This window comes from Aestuariibacter salexigens DSM 15300, assembly GCF_000429145.1.
Taxonomy (GTDB): domain Bacteria; phylum Pseudomonadota; class Gammaproteobacteria; order Enterobacterales; family Alteromonadaceae; genus Aestuariibacter; species Aestuariibacter salexigens.
The window spans coordinates 93727-113452 of record NZ_AUBH01000002.1; the positions used below are offsets into that span (position 1 = coordinate 93727).

The window sequence follows — 19726 nt, forward strand, 5'->3', positions numbered from 1 at the left end:
AATATGGGACTTTTTGAACGTTACCTGTCGGTTTGGGTAGGGTTAGCGATCATCGTTGGTATTGTATTGGGTAGTGCCATACCAGAGGTCTTCCAGCTAATCGCCGGATTTGAATATGCCCGGGTAAATTTGGTCATTGCAGTGCTGATATGGCTAATGATCTACCCCATGATGGTGCAGATTGATTTCTCTTCCATTAAAGATGTCGGCAAAAAACCCAAAGGATTGGCGCTTACGCTAATCATCAACTGGCTGATAAAGCCCTTTACCATGGCGGCGCTGGGCTGGTTATTTTTTAAAGGCCTGTTTGCCGACTGGGTTGACCCGCAAACTGCCAGTGAATATATCGCCGGTATGATCCTCCTCGGCGTGGCGCCCTGCACGGCAATGGTGTTTGTGTGGAGTCAGTTAACCAAAGGCGACCCTAATTACACGCTGGTGCAGGTGTCGATTAACGATATCATCATGATTTTTGCGTTTGCGCCCATCGCTGGGTTATTGCTTGGCGTAACAGATATCACCGTACCCTGGGATACGCTGTTTTTATCCGTAGTGTTGTATGTGGTTATCCCGCTTATTGCTGGTGCAATCACGCGCAAAAAGTTGGATAGGGGCAGTGACCATTCCCGCTTGAATCATTTCCTGGCGGGCATGAAACCCTGGTCTATTATCGGTCTGCTTGCGACCGTGGTCTTGCTATTTGGATTTCAGTCACAAACTATACTGACCAACCCGCAGGCTATTGTGCTGATCGCTATCCCGCTGTTGATCCAGACCTATGGCATATTTGCTATCGCCTATTTAATTGCGAAAAAACTCAGGCTGACGCACAACGTGGCAGCACCTGCCTGCATGATTGGCACATCCAATTTCTTCGAACTTGCCGTGGCGGTAGCGATTTCACTATTTGGCCTGCACTCTGGTGCTGCCCTTGCCACTGTCGTTGGCGTGCTGGTTGAGGTGCCGGTCATGCTATCGCTGGTGTGGTTTGCTAACCGCACTCGACATTGGTTTCCGGGCTGATTTGCCTAGTGTTTAGTTATTGAGAAGCTCTGGCCTGCTCGATTCGTTGCGCCAGAGCTTTTGATAAGGCGTCTACCAAATGCGCATGCTTTTTATGTATTACATGATAGGTGGATTCTCGCCCCACGGTGTAATACGAAAACTCTGGGTATTCTTGCCGCGTCAGCGCATCACTGGGCAGCAGTGCATAAGATAGCCGTCCCTGCATGAGCAGTCGCTGAACCTGGCTCATGGAATCCAAGGTAAAAAGCTCTGCCTTAATCTCTGGATAACGGGCATGGATGACATCAAGCTGGCCGTAATAGGTCGCCAGCGTTTGCTCAGGATCATTCAGCACTGAGCTGTCGCACACCGTTTGTTGAACACAATACAGGTCAAAGTAAGCTTCAACCAAAGGCGGAGGCACGATCATGACGTTTTTAAATTGCGCAGCGGTGCTTTCAAATCGGGTCGCATCGGCGTCAATCAGTCCTTGATTAAGCATTGTCATGCCGCGTTTCGAGCCGACCGCAATCAGCTCAATATCCTGACCGATGTCGCTGTAAGCCTGTTCAATGATGGGCAAGTAGTATTCAACGATATGAGGATGATCTAAATATCCGACCAGGAAAGACTTTGACGAATTCGCCTGAACATTCCATGCAATGATAACAAGTGTAAACAAAACAAAGCGCATAGGGCACACCTCATGCAAGCAGCCAAACCTCTGCAATTAGTGTAGACCAGTTAGTTAATGCGTGACGAAAAAATGAGCGGTGGCAAAGGTAATGTTGCCACCGCTGAGTTCTTTATCAGGCGCTGCGTTTTTCCACCACAGATAAACGGCCGGGATGGCCCAGTACTCTGGCCTCCCTTTCTTTCAGCGCTTTCAGGTGCTTGCGGAAGGTTGTGCTGATGGCAATATTGCGCTTGATAGTATTGATGTGCGGCCAGGTGGCACGCTCACCGCTTTCAATCAAATCGGTAATGGTTGCTAATGTCGGATTAGAGAGAATACGGCTGATGTTGCCAAGGTTTCGATCCGGCAGGATATTTACATCGCCCACGTATTGCTGTTCGATGACCGAGCGTACCTTATGTAAAGCAAGCTTCGCAGCTTTGTTTGAGGTCAGGTTTTCCATCACATCAAAGGCAAATACGCTGTTCATTTTGGCCAGGTTAGCCAGGTGACGCATGGTTTTTGAACCAATACTGTCGCTGTGCTTTCGCTCTCTGGACAAGAAGGGTACAGCGATAGGGTTAGTCTGACTAACGATACTGTGGTTAACACCGTACAAGCGCGCCAGACGGCTAAACGGCATATCCGCCATCAGTGAACCATCGGCAAATCGTCGGTTGGGAATGTAGGGCAGAATATCACCGTTAGCAGCTTTGGCTTTAAGCTGCACCGGGTCGAAAATTACCGGTACTGCGCAGGACGCACGCACCGCCTGGGTAATAATGGCATTGGGCGATGTTTTGGCGTTGAGCAAACGGGAATATTGGTGCAAATCGGCCGGTGAAACGGTGACCGTGATGTGCTTACCGGTTTTCTGAAACGCCTCTTCAAAGGTCATTAAATCAAACAGTTCAATCAGCGCGTTTTCAAGGTTGCGACTGTTAAGTAAACCGCGCTTGCTAATGCCACGCCACAGTCGCCAGGAGTGGAATTTTTCATATATGAACTCTGGGTTCACGCATTCAAGCAGTTCATCATGGGTGCGGGTGCCGACCATAGCCGCAATGATGGAGCCTGCGCTGGCACCAGAAATGACGCCTGGCAGCAAATCGTGCTCATTTAATGATTTCACTACGCCACAGTGGAAGAAGCCGAGGCCTGCACCACCGCTTAACATCAGACAGCTGCGTCCAAAGGCGTGTGCAGTCTCTTCAAAAAAGTGCAGCTTCTCGTAAAAGTCGACTTCGTTCTCATCGGCTTCGTAGATAAAGTCTAGCGCCTCGCACACTTGTGCAATAAATTCTTCAATCAGCAGCTTGGTGCCGAGCTTGGCCTGATGGTTGAGTGCCGGGTTAGCAATGTTGCCAAGGTTACCATGGATCCCCTCATGCAGAATGGACATCAGTCCAATGGCGTCGCCACGGCTTTTGGCCAGCTTCATGCGCTGTACCCGTTTACGGATCAGACGGTAGTCGTACTCGCGGCACGCTTCTTTGGCTTTCCACTCGACGGCACCGGACAGTTCATCATGTTCGGCCGCTGCCTCGGTGTATTCGTCGTAGTTTGACGCGTGCTCCATCACTTTTTCGAGCTCGGATAACCGGCTGGTCAGTAGTGGCATGGTAAGACCCTCATAGACTGCTTAGTATGGAATCTAATGCTAAAAATTAGAAAGCGCTACCAAATAACATACATTTTACATTTAGAACACTGACGCATAGGTATAAGTTCACTGAATGATGGAGATTTATGCAGTATCGCGTATTTTTTAGACGTATTGGCGCCACGATCGCCACTTTATCGCCGATCAGCAAACATTAGTGATTGACCATTGCGCAGGCAATCGATAGCCTTTCTGTGGGGCGATTGGGCCCCAGCCACAACTTCAAATAATCTTAAGGCGCAGTGCTTCCTGTATGGATTGGATCCTCGAAAATTTAAGCCTGTTATCCATACCATTGATTAGCGCGATCGTTGGATGGGCAACTAATTATCTTGCCGTCAAGATGATGTTCTATCCTATTGAGTTTATCGGCATTCGGCCCATTTTTGGCTGGCAGGGACTGATCCCCGCCAAGCGCCGTGAAATGGCTGAGATTGAGGTCGAACTGGTACTGGGCAAATTGCTCAGCGTACAAGAGCTGGCTGGGCGTTTGGATCCCGATAAGTTGACAGAATCTATTCAGCGGCGCCTCAAACAGGTGGTGCGTAAGATTGTCAACGATGTGATGAGAGAGTCTGCGCCAACGCTATGGGCCAGTTTGCCAGTGCAGGGAAAAAACCTGGTCTACACACGCATTGAAGCGGATATCCCAAACGTCGTGGCAAAAATGGTCGACGACTTTAAGCACAACATTGACGAGATCCTTAATATTGAGGAGCTGGTGGTAAATCAGCTGGTTGATAAGCCCGAGCTGATTAACGAGATTTTCCTGACTGCCGGCGATAAAGAGTTTCCGTTTATTGAACGTTCCGGATTGTATTTTGGTTTCCTGTTTGGTCTGGCCACCGCGGCCTTCTGGTATTTTTATCAGGCATGGTGGATTTTGCCACTTGGCGGGCTGATCGTTGGCTATGCAACTAACTGGATAGCCATCAAAATCATTTTTGAACCGAAGCAGCCTATAAAAGTGGGGCCGCTAACCGTGCAGGGCACTTTCCTGAAACGTCAGAACGAAGTGTCCAGAGTGTATTCAGACATTATCGAACAGAAGCTTATCAACCCCAAAAACATTACCGATATCATTCTCAATGGCTCGGGTTCTGAACAGCTTCTTGAACTCATTGAACTGCACGTTAACGATGCGATTGAACGCTACGTCGCAATCGCCCAGCCCTATTTCGCACTGGGTGTGGGCTCAGAAAACTACTTCAGAATGAAACAGCTTGCTGTCAAACAAATGTTTGATAACTCAGACAAATATCTACACTACGCGTATGAGTATGCGAATAAGGCCCTTAGAGTTGGCGATGATCTGTGTGAGCGCATGCAGGCCCTGTCTCCGGAAGAATTTGAGGGTGTATTACGCCCCGCTTATCAGCAGGATGAGTGGAAACTGATCGTGACCGGTGCCATCCTTGGTATGCTTGCAGGGTTTATGCAGCTTTACCTAATGGGGATATAGGAGGCGTCGGTGAAAACAGCGGAAAGGATATTAGTCACGTCACTCGCGCTGTTCAATCAACATGGCGAGCCAAATGTCACCAGCGTTGATATTGCCATGGAGCTGGATATCAGTCCCGGTAATCTGTACTACCACTTCAAAGGCAAGGAAATTATCGTTTCGGCCTTGTTTGAGTTATATCAAAAGCAGATGACACAACTGCTCAACGCATCCATCGGAAGAGAACTGAGCGTTGAGGAATTCTTTTATTACGTGTATCTGATCCTCGAGAAAATCCATCTGTTCCAGTTTTTCTATCGCAGTCCGGCCGATTTGGCCGACAAGTATCCGGATATTCACAAGGGGTTTGTTAAACTGATTGCCACCCAGGAGGCAGTGATTGAACGTCAGATCCGCCAATTTGCTGATAACCAACAGTTTAATGCCGGAGCGGCACAGCAGTCGCAATTGGTAGAAGTCTTCAGCCTGGTGTTTTCGCAGTCGACAAACTTTTATATGCTGAAGGGCATCGATGAGTCCCATCAGGTCTACCGCAGTCTGGCAATGATTCTGGCAGCTTGTTTGCCTTATCTGTCGATAGACAGTGAAGAGTTATTAAATTTGCAAGCGGCGGTTGCCGAGCATGCTATGGGTGGTCTGGTTGATGATTCAGTCAGACAAGCCTTACAGGAAAACTGATATGGCCAGGAAGATTACATTTTTAGATAAAACCTTCTGGATCACTGAGTCAGAAGATAATCCTAAGCATGTCGCCTGTCTGCAGATCATCAAAAAACCAGCCAATGCCTCAGCGTCGTACGTGTCTGACTTATACCATGAAGCGAAACAGCACAATGAAGCCAGCGAACCCTTTAACTGTCGGGTGGTCAGTTTTCTGCGCTTTCCACTGATGCTCAAAACCGTCGACAAGGTTGATATGGATTACCATATCAAAATGCACCATGTCGATGACGTGACGGACAGAGAAGCGCTACACGAATTTATCGCCAGATTGCATGAAGAAATACTCGACCGAGACAAACCGCTCTGGCAGTTTCACCTTATCAGCGATGATAAGTCCGACACTTTTGCGATTTATGCCAAAATACATCACATCTATGGCGACGGCGCGACACTGGTGCGCTGGTTCCAGGCCGGCTACCTCACTGAGCCATCAGATAAGCTGACGCCGCTGTGGTATAGCAAACGTAAACGACGTGAGCGCCCGAAACCTAACATTTTCAAGCAGATCGTGCGCGGAGCCTGGGAATTTATCAATGTGGTCAAAGATCTCTTGATCGTGCTGATCCGCATCTTTATGAAGATCCTAAGAATCAACCGCCACTACATGCCCGTACCCTTCACTGGTACACGCACGGTGCTGACAGGTCAGGTCAAGAAAGGGCGCTGTGTATCGACCATGGATATTGATTTTAATCGGGTTAAAGCGCTGGGCAGACGGGCTAGGGCGTCCGCCAATGAAATACTGCTGACTGCCTTTGATATCGGCGTACACAGATTCTTGCAGGACTATGGGCAAACCTTTGAAAAGGCGCTGTTTACCAACATGCCAATTAACCTGCGCAAACCGGGGGACCACACTGGCGGCAATAAAATTGCCATTGTACCGGTAGAGCTGGCGCATGATGAGCATGATCCATACTTGCGCATGCGGCAAATTATCGCCAACCATCGCATCGTTAAATATGCTGCTATGCACGCCCGTCCCGGCGCATTCAGCTACTACACTATCTTGATTCAGTCATTTGCCCTGCTGTTTGAAGTGTTTCGACTGTCGGATTGGGTCAAACCGATTGCAAATATTCTGATCTCTAATGTGCCCGGGCCGGAAGAAACTCGTTACCTGAAAGACGCAGAGCTGCTGGCGGTGTATCCCATCTCTACCATGACACCGGGCGGGGGGGTAAATATTACACTGATGTCCTACGATGGCACGGCCAACGTTGGCATCGTATGTACCAACCGAAAGGTGGAGTCTCTTGAGCCATTGGCTGAGTATTTTGCTGAGGCGTTTGAGATGCTGGAACGTTCAATTGACGATCCAACGCTCAATATTGATGACATTGGCGAGCATAATCCGGAAGTACCGCAGTCGATCATTACCGAAGAGATGACCGGTGATGAGCATCACGATATCGCGCGCTTGTCTTATGCCAATACGGATTAATCGAATCGAAAACGTAGCTCGTTGTTTTCAATCACCACGCGTTTACCCCATTTAGCAAACAGGTATTCCTGCCAGTCCGTCTGATCCATGGTGTATTCAAAATGCTCCTGCTCGGCCAGTTCGGTGACAAGCTGTTGAAGCTGCGGTTTGTGATAGTCCAGCACGCGCTGTTTGTTGCCATCAAAATACAACCTGACATAACGTAGCGCCTGTTCTGATACGCCGGCGGTCAGCAGGCTAATGGCGCCCTTAAATGGTCCTTTGAGCGTGGTGGCGAATAATCCTGCTACCGGAATAGGTAAGAGTTTATCTAATACCGCGGTGCTGTCATTCAATAAGGCATAATCATCGTCTATCAAATAGATATCTTTGACTTCGATATCTTGCATCATCACTTTGGTGGTCTGCGCTTCATAGTGTGGGCGGGCTGCAATGATGACATTCAAATGGGCACGATATAACGGATTGCCGACCGCGCTGATAGCCAGACTAGCGAGGATTTGCACATCAATACGCTGTCGCTGTTCGTCGAGGTGAACTTCTGCCTTGTGCAACGTGAGTTCGCCGCGCCCGACCGGTACCGGCACCTCAACTTCCATACTGCGCGGGAAATGTCCGGCCAATAGCGCATTAAGCTCAGTGATGGTGTAGGCATCATGGGTCAGTCGTCGACTTTTAATCAACAATCTGGCAAGCAAGATTTGCCATTTCTCACGCCAGGAAAAGTGTTGCAAGACCGTTTCTGCCTAGTAAAGTTAGCGATGTCGCAAGTGTGTAGGCGGCACGCTGGGCTTGTCAATAGGCGCTCTATTGGTATCACGTTGGTGAAATGTAATAGGTGTTAACATTTTGCTAACGCATGGTGGCCTTTTTTGCTAGACTGGTAGGATGTCAGAGCAGTGAGTTTTCTTATGTCTACCACACTCCCTACACAGTTTGATTATATTATTGTCGGCGCAGGCTCCGCTGGCGCGGCCCTGGCGCATCGACTTAGTGAAGACGCTGAGGTCAGCGTTTGCTTGTTGGAGGCAGGCGGTAAGGATCGTAATCCTCTTATTCACATTCCCTTTGGGTTGTCCTTGATAAGCCGAATAGAAGGTATCGGCTGGGGATATAACACCGCACCTCAGGTTAATCTGAATGGTCGCGAACTCTTTTGGCCGCGCGGCAGAACGCTGGGCGGCTCCAGCTCAATTAATGCCATGTGTTATATCCGTGGTGCCAGTAACGACTACGATAACTGGGCTGCTCAGGGCGCGTCTGGTTGGGATTGGCAGTCTGTTCTACCGTATTTCAAAAAAGCCCAGGACCAGCAGCGCGGCCCCGATGAGTTTCATGGCGTCGGCGGGCCTTTGACGGTCAGCGATTTGCGTCAGGTTGATGAGCTTTCTCAAACCTTTGTTGATGCCGCAGATAATGTTGGTTTAGAAAAAGTCAGTGACTTCAATAGCGACAAACGTGAAGGGCTAGGCCTGTATCAGGTGACTCAGCGGAACGGTCAGCGTTGTTCGACCGCTAAGGGCTATCTGTCAGATGCACGACAACGTCCAAATCTGACCATTATGACTGGCTGTATGGTTGAGCGCATTATCATCAAGCAGGGCAAAGCACAGGGCGTGCAGGTCCGCCGTAATGGCAAAGTACAGCGCCTGGCAGCCGCGCAGGAAGTGATTTTGAGCGGCGGCGCTATCAATTCGCCACAGCTTCTGATGCTGTCAGGCATAGGTCCACGCGAACACCTGCAGGATAAAGGTATTCATGTGCAGGTTGACCTGCCTGGCGTGGGACAGAATCTTCAGGACCACCTTGACGCCATTGTGCAGTATTACTGTAAAGCCCATGAAGGGTATGCAGTGGCAGCGTCGGCACTGCCTAAATATATCGGTGCGGCGTTTGAGTATCTATTTAAGCGTAAAGGCATTCTCTCTTCTAATATTGCAGAAGCCGGTGGTTTTATGAAAAGCTCGCTCGCTTCTGACGATCCGGATATCCAGTTCCATTTTCTGCCGGCTATCCTGAAAGATCATGGTCGTCAGATTCAAACCGGTTACGGATTTGGCATACACGTATGTAATCTGTACCCGAAAAGCCGCGGTGAGATTCGCCTGCAAAGTAATCACCCAGACGATCACCCCCTAATTGATCCGCGCTATCTGGAGCATCCAGATGACGCCCAAGTCATGATAGAGGGGATCAGAAAAGCCCGTGAAATTCTTCAGTCACAGGGGTTCACGAAGTATGTTGGGCGCGAGGTGAGTCCCGGCATTGATCAGATGAGCGATGAGCAATTGCTGGAGTTTATCCGCAGCAACAGTGAAACCATTTATCATCCTATTGGCACCTGCAAAATGGGGCAGGCAGATGATCCAACCAGCGTGGTTGATGAACAATTGCGGGTCAAAGGCGTGGATGGCTTAAGGGTCGTTGATGCATCGGTTATGCCTTCATTGATTGGTGGTAACACCAACGCGCCTACTATCATGATTGCGGAAAAGGCGGCTGATATGATCAAACAGAGTCGCAAGCTGCAAGCACTTACCACGCCTCAACAGTCTATTATCGACAGCACCGACGACACGCCGCTTCGAGAGGTCGTGACGTCCTGACCTTATCCGTCGATAGGCAAACAACGATGCGGCTTTCACAGCAAATGTGAATGCCGCTTTACTCTTTACACATTTGTAACAATTTCCCTGTCTACACGCTTGCAACAGACGGTGTTAACTGATAAACCTTTGTATGAGCTCGATATTCTGCCGAGTCTTATGCTTAGCAGAGTCGCGCGTGATAGCCGCAGGACAATGCTGCACACATTGCCCTGCGTCGTGGTTAAAGGCGTAACAGACACACACACAACTTACCCGGCACTCGCCGGTAAAGGAAAAAACATGCCTATAAAACAAAAACATCTTAACCGTACGATATTAGCAACAACGATCAGTACGCTATTATGCGCACCGCTGATAGCGCAGGAAGCAAATTCTGAGGACGACGATTTTGAACGCATTATGGTAACGGCAACCAAGCGTTCTACAAGTATTCAGGACGTGCCGTTCTCGATCAATGCGCAAACCCAGAAAGACATTGAACGTTCCGGTGCAACCAGCCTGGAAGATCTGACCCGCAACGTCGCGGGTGTGTCCATCCAGAACCTGGGGCCGGGACAAAGCCAGGTCGCCATGCGTGGCGTGTCGGCCGGTCAGATTGTCCGTGACCAGCCTGGTGTAAAAGAACAGGTTGGCGTGTATCTGGATGAGAGCGTGATCTCCTTGTCACTGTTTACACCTGATCTCGACCTGTTCGATTTGGCCCGCGTAGAAGCGCTGCGTGGCCCACAGGGCACACTGTTTGGCTCGGGTTCGATTGGCGGTACGCTACGTTACATTACCAATCAGCCTGAATTCGGGATTTTTGAAGCGTCGGTTGAAGCCAACGTCAACACCGTCACCGATGGTGATACAGGTGGCCATTTGAAGGCTATGGTCAACGCGCCATTGAACGATGACACACTGGCATTCCGCGGTGTGTTTTACAGCACAGAATATGCAGGCTTCATCGATGCGCTCGGTGAAAACGGTGCCCGCTACAACGATGTAAATGGCGGTGACCGCACCGGTGGTCGCGTCGCCTTGGCATGGCAGGCAACCGATAACCTGAAAATCACGCCTCGTCTGGTGTTTCAGGAAATCAACATGGACGGCTTCAACCGTCAGGAAGTATTCAACCTGTTTGCCAACCCCTACACCAGCGCGCGTCCGGCTATCCAGCTAGGTGAGCGTGAGCAGTATCTGCTGCTCGAGGAAGGCTTTGAAGACGATACGCTGATCGCTGACGTAACCGCAGAACTGACCACGGATACTGTCGACTACACCTTAGTGTACAGCTACACAGACCGTGACATTCTGGTGTCCCGTGACGCCAGTGCTCTGACCGGTAGTGTCAGCGTAGACCTTGGCTTCCCGGATGCTGCCGTATTATTGCCGTCAAACTTGCAGGACCGTACCACTGTCGAACAGGACACGTTAGAAATCCGCGCGGCCTCGAATACCGGCGATGCGCTGCAGTGGTTAGTGGGGATGTTCTACTCAGATACCCAGCGTAAGTACAGCCAGCGCTTACCGACCCCGGGTTATGACGCCTATGTGGACGCAGGCTTCGGAGCTGGTACATCAGCAGCCGTTGCCAATGGCATTGCACCGGTCGATTCGCCGTATTCTGCAGACTTGCCCTATGATCTCGAGCAGCTTTCTGTATTCGGTGAGCTCAATTATGAGGTTAACGACAAGCTGGGTCTGACATTTGGTACACGCTGGTATGACTATGAAGAGACACGTCGCTTCTTGTCAGGTGGTCTGTTCGCCAACGGCGATGACCAGACGGATTCAACCGAGTCAGATGGTATTAACTCTCGTATCATTGCTAACTACAAGCTGAATGAGGCGACCAGCGTTAACGCACAGATCTCGCAAGGCTTCCGTCTTGGCGGGGTAAACGATCCGCTTAACGCAACCTTGTGTAACCCATCCGACCTGGAAACCTTCGGTAGCTTCCAGGACTACGATGACGAGAAACTGGTCAACTACGAGGTAGGCTTCAAAACTATCGAACGTGGCTGGACAGCCAACTTCGCAGCCTTCTACAACGATATAGAAGACTTGCAGGTGACGCTGGACGCAGGTTCGTGTTCTTCGCGTATCTCATTCAACGTGCCTGAAGCGCACACTACCGGTGTTGAATTTGAGATCACCAAGCAGGCGACGGACAACCTGTTCGTATCCTTTGCGGGTAGTTACATCCAGTCTGAGTTTGATACCACTGTAGTAGACAGCTCGGGTGCCGTACTGGGCGGTGTTGCAGAAGGTAACCGTCTGGCTTCTGTACCAGAAGGTCAGTTTGCCATTGCCACAACCTACAACCTGTCAGAGCCGGTGTTTGAATCAGACGACACCTACTTCTCGGCCTCATGGCAGTATGTGGGTACGCGTTTCACGCAGCCTAGTGACCAGGTAGAGGGTGCAGGACGTTTCGTATCGGGCCTGCCGTTTGGTGGTGCACGAGGCACGGAAGAAACCAACCTGGATCTGGAATTGGGCAGCTACAGTATAGTGAACCTGTCTGCTGGTCTGGTGTATGAGGATTGGGAGATGCTGTTCTACATCAACAATGTGTTGGATGAGAATGCACTGCTGTCATTTGACCGCGAGCGCGGTGGTCGTGCACGTCTGGCATTCAGAACGAATCAGCCACGCACGTTTGGTGTGACCTTCCGCATGCACTTCCAGTAAAAACTGGTGTGATAATGAAAAAGCCCGCTTCATGCGGGCTTTTTACTATCAGACGTGCAGGCCAAAGGGATCATCAATACTGTGTGACGGCGCTGTGAACCAGCATGGGCCTTTCTCGCCCATATAGAAATGATCTTCCAGCCTGATACCAAATTGCCCAGGTATTACCAGCATAGGCTCATTGCTGAAACACATGCCCTGTGCCAGTACCGTTGGATTATCTTTGACCAGATAAGGCCACTCGTGAATATCCAGTCCTAATCCGTGCCCGGTGCGATGTGGACATCCAGGCAGTTCGTACTCTGGCCCCAGTCCAACTGACTGTAGGTAAGTCCTGGCAGCCGCATCAACGTCACCGCAGGTAGCACCATACTGTGCGGCATCAAACGCGGCTTGCTGGGCCGCCTTTTCGTGTTGCCACATGCCTCGCTGGTAATCAGTGGGTTCGCCAAACACATAGGTGCGGGTGATATCTGAGTGATAGCCATGCAGTCTGCAGCCGGTGTCAATCAGCACCACATCGCCGTATTGCAGTGTTTGTGGTGTTTTGACGCCATGCGGAAACGAGGTCGCCTCGCCAAACAGGACAATACAAAACGAACTGCCAGTGGCGCCAACCTGTTTGTGTGCCTGGTTGATAAAGTTCTGTACTTCGGTAGTGGTGATCCCTTCGCGCAAAATACTTGCCATCGCTTTATGTACTTCCAGAGTCATGTCCATGGCTCGTTGGATCAACGCAAGCTCATTTGTAGATTTATGCATGCGACAATGCGCGGTAACCGGCTGCGCGTTGACCAGAGAGAATGTCTGGTTAACCGTTCTCAGACCATCAACGATGAAAAACGGTGTGCTTTCGTCAATCGCAATCGTGGCGTTTTTTTCTATTCCTAATTTGGTGAATACGTGGAATAACAGCTGATAGGGGTTTTCATGCTCGTGCCACAGGGCCAGTGAAGCATCAATCACCAACGCGTCATGAATAGAGCCAAGCTCAAAGTGCGGCACGATATATTGCACATCGCCACGTGCCGGCAGTACTGCGCCAACCATACGTTCGCTTGGATACCACTGTAGGCCGGTGAAATAGGTCAGGTTAGTACCCGCATTTAGGTACATGGCATCAATACCATGCACCTGCATAAAATGCTGCGCCTTACTGAGCCGCTGGCGGTATTCCTCTTCACCAATCGGCATGACATCAGATGTCATGTTCTTCAATTTATCGAGAGCTTCCTGCGGCGTTGCGCCGCCAACGCCTACCGGTAATTTATCTGTCTGCATAGCCTGCCTGTATCAGAGTGTATGTTGCTGTGTATCAATCCATTGATTGATACGTTTTTCCAGAATAGAAAGGGGCAGGGCACCACCGCCTAGCACTTCATCGTGAAACGCACGGATATCAAACTTATCGCCAAGCGCCTGTTTGGCCCGCTCCCTTAGCTGGAGAATTTTAAGGCGGCCAATCATATAGGCCGTGGCTTGTCCGGGCCAGACAAAATAGCGACGTACCTCGGCACGCATGGATTGTTCTGAGCGAGGGGAGTTTTGCTTAAAAAAGTTGAACGCCTGCTCTTCGGTCCAGCCTTTGGCATGGATGCCGGTATCCGCGACCAGCCGGATGGCCCGCCAGATTTCTAACACCAATCTGCCAAAATCAGAATAGGGGGCCTGAAATGCACCCATTTCCTTAGCCAGTAGCTCGGAATAGACCGCCCATCCCTCGACAAAGCCATTGAATGAGGCCTGGGTACGAAACTTCGGCACTCCGGTCAGCTCCTGAGCAATGGAAATTTGCATGTGATGGCCCGGATTGCCCTCATGATAGGCAACGGCTTCCATCTCGATAATGGGCATGGCGGTCATATCAGACAGGTGCGCATAGTAGGTACCGGGCCTTGAACCGTCTGGCGTGCCGGAATTGTAGTGTTGCGCCATGCCGGGCTGCTCGCGAAATGGCTCAACGCGCCTGACCACCAAATCAGCCTGCGGCAGCACGCCAAAATAATCGCCTAAGGACTGATTAATAAAGGCCAGATAATCTCTGGAATCCTGCAGGTAAGCCTCACGACCTGCATCGGTATCAGGATAGAAAAAGCGCCGATCCTGTTTATTATCTTTAACGTGTGAAAAGAAGTCCTGCAACGACCCTTTGAACCCCACTTGTTTCATGATGGCCTGCATATCCTGGCGGATACGTTTAATCTGCTGCATACCGAGTTCATGGATCTCATCTGCAGTCATGTCAGTGGTATTTTGTATTTTTAACGTGGCAGCGTAGTAGTTTGCGCCATCTGGCAATGCGCCGACCCCTTTGGCGACCTTAGCAACATTGGCAAGATCGGCCTGCAGCCAGCGAATAACATTCTGATAGGCGGGTTGGAATTGCGTTTGTAATGCCGCAATAACCTGCTGCTCGAACGCGCTTGCCTGAGCCTTTGTGATCACGTCATTGTTCATCAGTGTCGCAATTTTTTGTTTTGCATCTGCGAATACGGGGGCGTCAAACTCAGCGTTGTTGAACGGACGACCAGACAATAAATTCTGACAATGTTCAATCACTTCGGTGTAGGAAAAGTGTGGTGGCCTGACGCCTTTCTCAGCATGCAGTTTTGCGCGCACCAGAAGCTGCTCTATGGCGCGACCAATGCCGCCGATACGACTGACATAGGCTTGCATGTCATGTGCTGTTGAAACCTTATGATTATTAATTAAAAAGTTGGGCAGCCGGACATGAATGCCCTCCATCTGATGGAAGATAAAGCGGTTATAGCGATACTGATAGGCCAGCTCCCGGTATTCAGCCTGCTGCAGGAACACGTCATAAGAAGTCTGCTGCTGCGCTGACAGTGCCTGATAATCATAGTTATCGCGAAGCTCAGCAGCAGCATCCCGAAACCAACTGACCTCGGCAAGATCGGCAGCTTCGCTCATGTCATCAATGCTGTCGTAAAGGTCTCTACGCCCCAGCCGGGTCAGTGTCATAGGCGAGAACTGAAGGTATTCCTCATATTTTACAGCAAACCAATCTTCAAGGGATAGGGAAGTGCTGGGCTGAGCCAGGCTGCCAGCGCTGACCAATAAAATTGACAAGAGCAGAATAAGTCGAAGCATCGTGTTGTCGCGGTAAATCATCATGCTTCATTCTGCACACAGGCAAGGCGGTGTTGTCAATTCCTGTAGAAACGCGATGAACTGGACTGCTGGGGCCGCTAAGCGGATGGCACATCGGTCTGATGGCGTGTGGATATGACATACTTGCACACTGGAATGTTAATGGCTTGTGAAGAAGCCGGTGCTAAAAAGGAACAAAATCATGAACAAGGTCCGCTCGTTCGCCCTTTCATCTGTGTGTGTGGCGTTATTATCAGCATGTGGTGGCTCGGATGTCGCTCCGCCTGATGCGCCAGACTGGACGCCAACCCCGCAGCCAACACCCGCACCTACACCAGCCCCCACTCCAGCGCCGACTCCTGCACCCACACCTACGCCTACTGGCAGTGATATCGATGGATACACGCTGGTGTGGCAGGATGAATTTGATGGTCCGGAACTGGATACTGATACCTGGAATTATGAAACCGGCGATGGTACGGATTTTGACCTGCCACCAGGTTGGGGTAATGACGAACTGCAGATTTATACCAGTAACGCGGACAATGTATCGATAGGCGAGGACGATGGCGAGAGCGTGCTGATGATCACCGCTCTCGACGATGGGCAGGGGGGTTACACATCCGCCAGGATAACCACCGAAGATAAAGTCAGCGTGCGCTATGGCAAGATTGTGGCGCGCATTAAGTTACCTGAATCTCAGGGACTGTGGCCGGCGTTTTGGTTGCTAGGCGATAATATAGATGAGGTCAGCTGGCCCGGCTCAGGTGAAATAGACATTATGGAATTGGTCGGACACAAACCCGATGAAACCTTTCATACCATTCATTACGTGGATGAAAATCAGTCTTATCAGGTAAACGGTCAGGAATACCTGAATGCGACCAAATTCAGTGAGGGCTACCATGAGTTTATGCTCGACTGGACGCCTGAGATGCTGACGTTCAGCGTGGATGGTAATGAAGCCCACTCGATTATGCTGACCGATGGCATGAAGGAGTTTCAGCGCAGCTTCCATATCCTGCTAAATGTAGCGGTTGGCGGCAGACTACCGGGTAATCCGGATGACTCCAGCGTATTTCCGCAGACCATGTATGTGGATTATGTGCGCGCGTATTCACAGGATGGCTTTACTCCAGAAGCACCACCTGAGCTTAATCTTGAAGAAGAAACCGTTGGTGGCTCAGCGGGCGACGCCGATCCAAATGCTGCGATTCAGACCGGCTTCACCGCTTTTGGTGAGGTTGAATTTGCCCGCTTTGGGGCAGGTGGGGAGCCTGACTGGTACAACTCGGATAATGCAGTAGACGGTGATAACAGCGTGCAGTTTGCCTATCCAGGCGGCACCTGGGGCGGCGCATGGATCCTGATGCAAACGCCGGCCGATCTATCGGCATACGCTGATGCGGATTTGGTGTTTGCGATGCATCGTCCTCAGTCTGTCGTCGCACTTGAGCTGAAGCTGGAAGGCGCGAATCAATCCAGCGATGCATCCTTGTTTTTACAGGACTACACCTCGACGGACCTAGGCAACGGCTGGGAAGAGTTCAGGATCCCAATTGCTGACTTTACCGCCGCGGGACTGTCGCTCGATCAGGTTGCTATTCCGTTCGCATTATGGAATCCACAGGATGCGGACGGTAACTTCCCTCAGGCTGACATTCTTTTTGACGCCATTCGACTAGAATAAGTCTGTAAAGTTTTGCGGTCCCTCGATGCTACGGAGAGGGACCGTAAACCATACATGTTAAAAAATTGACCGGGCCAATCAATGACCCCTGCAATTAATCAGGCCAAACAGGCAAAACTTGTCTTTCACATCCACGAGTACGCGCATGACGCGGGTGCTGAGTCTTATGGATTAGAGGCTGCTGAAAAACTTGGCATTGATCAATCCAGAGTCTTCAAAACCCTGGTGGTGCAGATTGACAGCGGCGAGCTGGTTGTCGGCATTATTCCAGTCGCATCTAAGCTGAGTATGAAGCACATTGCTAAAGCAGCAGGGACAAAGAAGGCAAAAATGGCACAGCCGGACGATGTTGAGCGCGCTACCGGCTATGTTCTGGGTGGCGTAAGCCCGTTGGGTCAAAAAAAGCGCCTGCCCACCTTCATCGATATGTCAGCACAGTCTCTTGACACGATATACGTAAGTGCAGGGCGGCGGGGACTGGAGATCGAATTAGCACCCGAGGATTTACGAAATATCACTAAAGGCAGGTTTTGTGAGCTGGCGCAATAAGCGCCCGCATACGTATTCATGCCCAGTTTAGTTTTGCAGCGTCTATAGTGTGATTAACGCAAATTTTCTCTGTTAAACCTGCATGGATTCATTACGTTCGTACGCACTCTTCTTTGTGACTTTTTTACTTTTCGATATGGCCTATGCTCATCAACCCGCAAGCGTTGATGTCGGCCGTGTCGAGAGAATTTCCTCACTTGAATCAAAACATGTGCCTATGCGCGATGTGGATGTGTGGCTACCAGAGGGGTATCCAGCAAAAGGGACGCGATATAACGTGCTGTATATGCATGATGGGCAGATGCTGTTTGATGCAAGCACTACCTGGAATAAACAGTCCTGGCAGGTTGCCAATACTGCGCAACGTTTACAAGACGAAGATAAAACACCACCTTTCATCGTTGTGGGAGTGCATAATGGTGGCGCGAACAGGCACAGCGAATATTTTCCTCAAAAGCCATTTGAATGTTTATCCAAGGACAAACAAAACGATTATCTGAAACTACAGCGTTCGCCCGGCCAACCGCTGTTCACGCAGACTCCTTATTCCGACAACTATCTTCGCTATTTGGTCGAAGAACTGAAGCCCTTTATCGACAAGCTCTATGCAACCAACCCGGACGTTGACTCAACCTTTATCGCAGGCTCGAGTATGGGAGGGTTAATTTCCTGGTACGCATTGGTTGAGTACCCAGACGTGTTTGGTGGTGCCGCGGCGATATCTACCCATTGGCCGGGTATCTTTGATATACAAGGCAACCCTCTGCCTGAAATCTTTAAAGACTATCTGACAGCGCACCTTCCGCAAGGTGGCAACCATAAATTGTATTTTGACTATGGTGATGCCACGTTAGATGCGCTGTATCCACCGTTACAGCAATCTGTTGACGATGCCTTGCGAAAGTTGGCGAGCCCCGATATTGAATGGCAAACGCACTACTTTAAAAGCGCAGCGCACAAGGAAGAGGATTGGGCTGCGAGGTTACATGTGCCATTGGTATTTTTACTGAACTAAGCACAAATGATGGCATAGCCACCACATGCCAGCGCTGCTTTGTGCGATAAGACTTACTGTCAGCTTTCTTTACAACTGTTCTGAAATTTACTGAGTAATCTTGCCTAAGTTAAATTTAATTAGTTGATTTTTATTGCTATTTTTATTCTGGCGTGAATTATGCCTGATTTGACTTCTAGGTAACTATAGGTACATGGGTATAGCTAATGTGTATCTGGTTACAAGGAAAGATGTCTTGTGACAGTACTTCTTCGATTTATTCGCCTGAATGCACCTGCCACGCAGTTTTCATCATCAGTTTTCCTACCAACTATCCATTTCGTTTTCAGATCTATCCATCTGTTTGAGGAAGATGTTTGTGTATAAGTTAAATCGAATGTTAAGTATCTATGGTGTGTTGTGTGCGTGTGTTTTAGTAGTGGGGCAGGCTCAGGCGGCGCTATTGTTAAACGGTGATTTTGAGGATCTGGACACAAGCATGTGGCAGCGCACTCCCACCGCATCTATTGGCGGCCCTGCGATACTTGGCAGCGCCTCAGGGCAATTGACAAGTGAATTTCTTAACATTGGCGATTACGCCGTGTTGTTTCAAACAGTAGCGTTGGATGGTTCCGACTTTAGCCCGGGCGACCTTATTCAGCTTAAAGTGCTGGCTCAGTTTCTTGATAGACAAAACACATACGCGAGAAGTTTTATTGAGCTTGCATTCAGAAACGGGAACAGCGGCGTGTGGGGTGGTATCACCGATGTTGACTTTTCAAGTGCAGTCAGAGTCGAATTAACCGAATCCATTACGTTACAGGAGCTACTCACCTCGGTGGTGGAAATTCCTGAGTTCATTACCAGCGATGCTTTTGGCTTAAGTGCTACAACGGGCATTCGTATAGCATTGGCGATGGGGCCCATTTTACAGACAGGTGAATTGACCCGAGTCGCTTTTGATAACGTAGAGTTGACCCGCGTTCCAGAGCCCTCTGTTTTGATGATGTTATTGGTAGGCTTTATTGGAATGTTGCGACGAAAGCAGACACGTTAGGCGCAGGGAATATTCTTAAAGGCCACAGCGCGTCTGCTCCGGGCGCGCTTAGCATCCACTTTTTGCA

The 19726-nt window shown here is 50.0% G+C and carries 15 protein-coding genes; 10 read left to right on the top strand and 5 right to left on the bottom strand.

Annotated elements, in window-relative coordinates:
- Window positions 1-3: 3 nt before the first annotated feature.
- Complete coding sequence (gene arsB / locus G441_RS0104625; protein WP_026375273.1) at window positions 4-1023, top strand: ACR3 family arsenite efflux transporter; 1020 nt, start codon at window positions 4-6, stop codon at window positions 1021-1023.
- Between the two features lie 16 nt (window positions 1024-1039).
- Here arsB and G441_RS0104630 read toward each other — a convergent pair whose 3' ends face one another.
- Both G441_RS0104630 and G441_RS0104635 read right to left on the bottom strand, forming a co-directional pair.
- On the bottom strand, window positions 1040-1699 hold the full coding sequence (locus G441_RS0104630) for a hypothetical protein (protein WP_026375274.1): 660 nt from the start codon (window positions 1697-1699) through the stop codon (window positions 1040-1042).
- Between the two features lie 115 nt (window positions 1700-1814).
- Window positions 1815-3302: a DUF3336 domain-containing protein gene (locus G441_RS0104635; RefSeq protein ID WP_051275334.1), complete on the bottom strand. Its 1488-nt coding sequence runs from the start codon at window positions 3300-3302 to the stop codon at window positions 1815-1817.
- 295 nt (window positions 3303-3597) lie between these two features.
- On the opposite strand from G441_RS0104635, the gene G441_RS0104640 reads away from it, so the two are divergent.
- From G441_RS0104640 to G441_RS0104650, 3 genes are read left to right on the top strand one after another with little or no spacing between them, the layout of a single operon-like run.
- On the top strand, window positions 3598-4806 hold the full coding sequence (locus G441_RS0104640) for a DUF445 domain-containing protein (protein ID WP_026375276.1): 1209 nt from the start codon (window positions 3598-3600) through the stop codon (window positions 4804-4806).
- A gap of 9 nt (window positions 4807-4815) precedes the next feature.
- Entirely contained in the window at window positions 4816-5484 is a 669-nt protein-coding gene (locus tag G441_RS17875) for a TetR/AcrR family transcriptional regulator (RefSeq protein ID WP_084407272.1), read from the top strand.
- 1 nt (window position 5485) lies between these two features.
- Entirely contained in the window at window positions 5486-6973 is a 1488-nt protein-coding gene (locus G441_RS0104650; RefSeq protein WP_026375277.1) for a wax ester/triacylglycerol synthase domain-containing protein, read from the top strand.
- Here the strand turns inward: G441_RS0104650 and G441_RS0104655 are convergent.
- On the bottom strand, window positions 6970-7707 hold the full coding sequence (locus G441_RS0104655; protein ID WP_034474452.1) for a DUF1439 domain-containing protein: 738 nt from the start codon (window positions 7705-7707) through the stop codon (window positions 6970-6972). The genes G441_RS0104650 and G441_RS0104655 overlap by 4 nt on opposite strands.
- 177 nt (window positions 7708-7884) lie before the next feature.
- On the opposite strand from G441_RS0104655, the gene G441_RS17880 reads away from it, so the two are divergent.
- Together G441_RS17880 and G441_RS0104665 are read left to right on the top strand one after the other, a co-directional pair.
- Window positions 7885-9579, top strand: coding sequence for a GMC family oxidoreductase (locus G441_RS17880; RefSeq protein ID WP_084407273.1), 1695 nt, complete (start codon window positions 7885-7887; stop codon window positions 9577-9579).
- Window positions 9580-9861: 282 nt separating this feature from the next.
- Window positions 9862-12258: a TonB-dependent receptor gene (locus G441_RS0104665; protein WP_034474567.1), complete on the top strand. Its 2397-nt coding sequence runs from the start codon at window positions 9862-9864 to the stop codon at window positions 12256-12258.
- A 48-nt stretch (window positions 12259-12306) separates the two neighbouring features.
- Here G441_RS0104665 and G441_RS0104670 read toward each other — a convergent pair whose 3' ends face one another.
- Both G441_RS0104670 and G441_RS0104675 read right to left on the bottom strand, forming a co-directional pair.
- Entirely contained in the window at window positions 12307-13539 is a 1233-nt protein-coding gene (locus G441_RS0104670) for a M24 family metallopeptidase (RefSeq protein ID WP_026375280.1), read from the bottom strand.
- Window positions 13540-13551: 12 nt separating this feature from the next.
- On the bottom strand, window positions 13552-15393 hold the full coding sequence (locus tag G441_RS0104675; protein ID WP_240485082.1) for a DUF885 domain-containing protein: 1842 nt from the start codon (window positions 15391-15393) through the stop codon (window positions 13552-13554).
- Between the two features lie 178 nt (window positions 15394-15571).
- On the opposite strand from G441_RS0104675, the gene G441_RS19155 reads away from it, so the two are divergent.
- The 4 genes from G441_RS19155 to G441_RS0104695 all read left to right on the top strand — a co-directional run bounded on the left by G441_RS19155 (window position 15572) and on the right by G441_RS0104695 (window position 19659).
- Entirely contained in the window at window positions 15572-17059 is a 1488-nt protein-coding gene (locus G441_RS19155) for a glycoside hydrolase family 16 protein (protein WP_051275335.1), read from the top strand.
- A gap of 81 nt (window positions 17060-17140) precedes the next feature.
- Complete coding sequence (ybaK, locus tag G441_RS0104685; RefSeq protein WP_026375282.1) at window positions 17141-17608, top strand: Cys-tRNA(Pro) deacylase; 468 nt, start codon at window positions 17141-17143, stop codon at window positions 17606-17608.
- A gap of 115 nt (window positions 17609-17723) precedes the next feature.
- Complete coding sequence (locus G441_RS0104690; protein ID WP_240485083.1) at window positions 17724-18623, top strand: alpha/beta hydrolase; 900 nt, start codon at window positions 17724-17726, stop codon at window positions 18621-18623.
- A gap of 358 nt (window positions 18624-18981) precedes the next feature.
- Window positions 18982-19659 carry a PEP-CTERM sorting domain-containing protein gene (locus G441_RS0104695; protein ID WP_169726044.1) on the top strand — a complete coding sequence of 226 codons (678 nt, stop codon included), beginning with the start codon at window positions 18982-18984 and terminating at the stop codon, window positions 19657-19659.
- Window positions 19660-19726 lie beyond the last annotated feature (67 nt).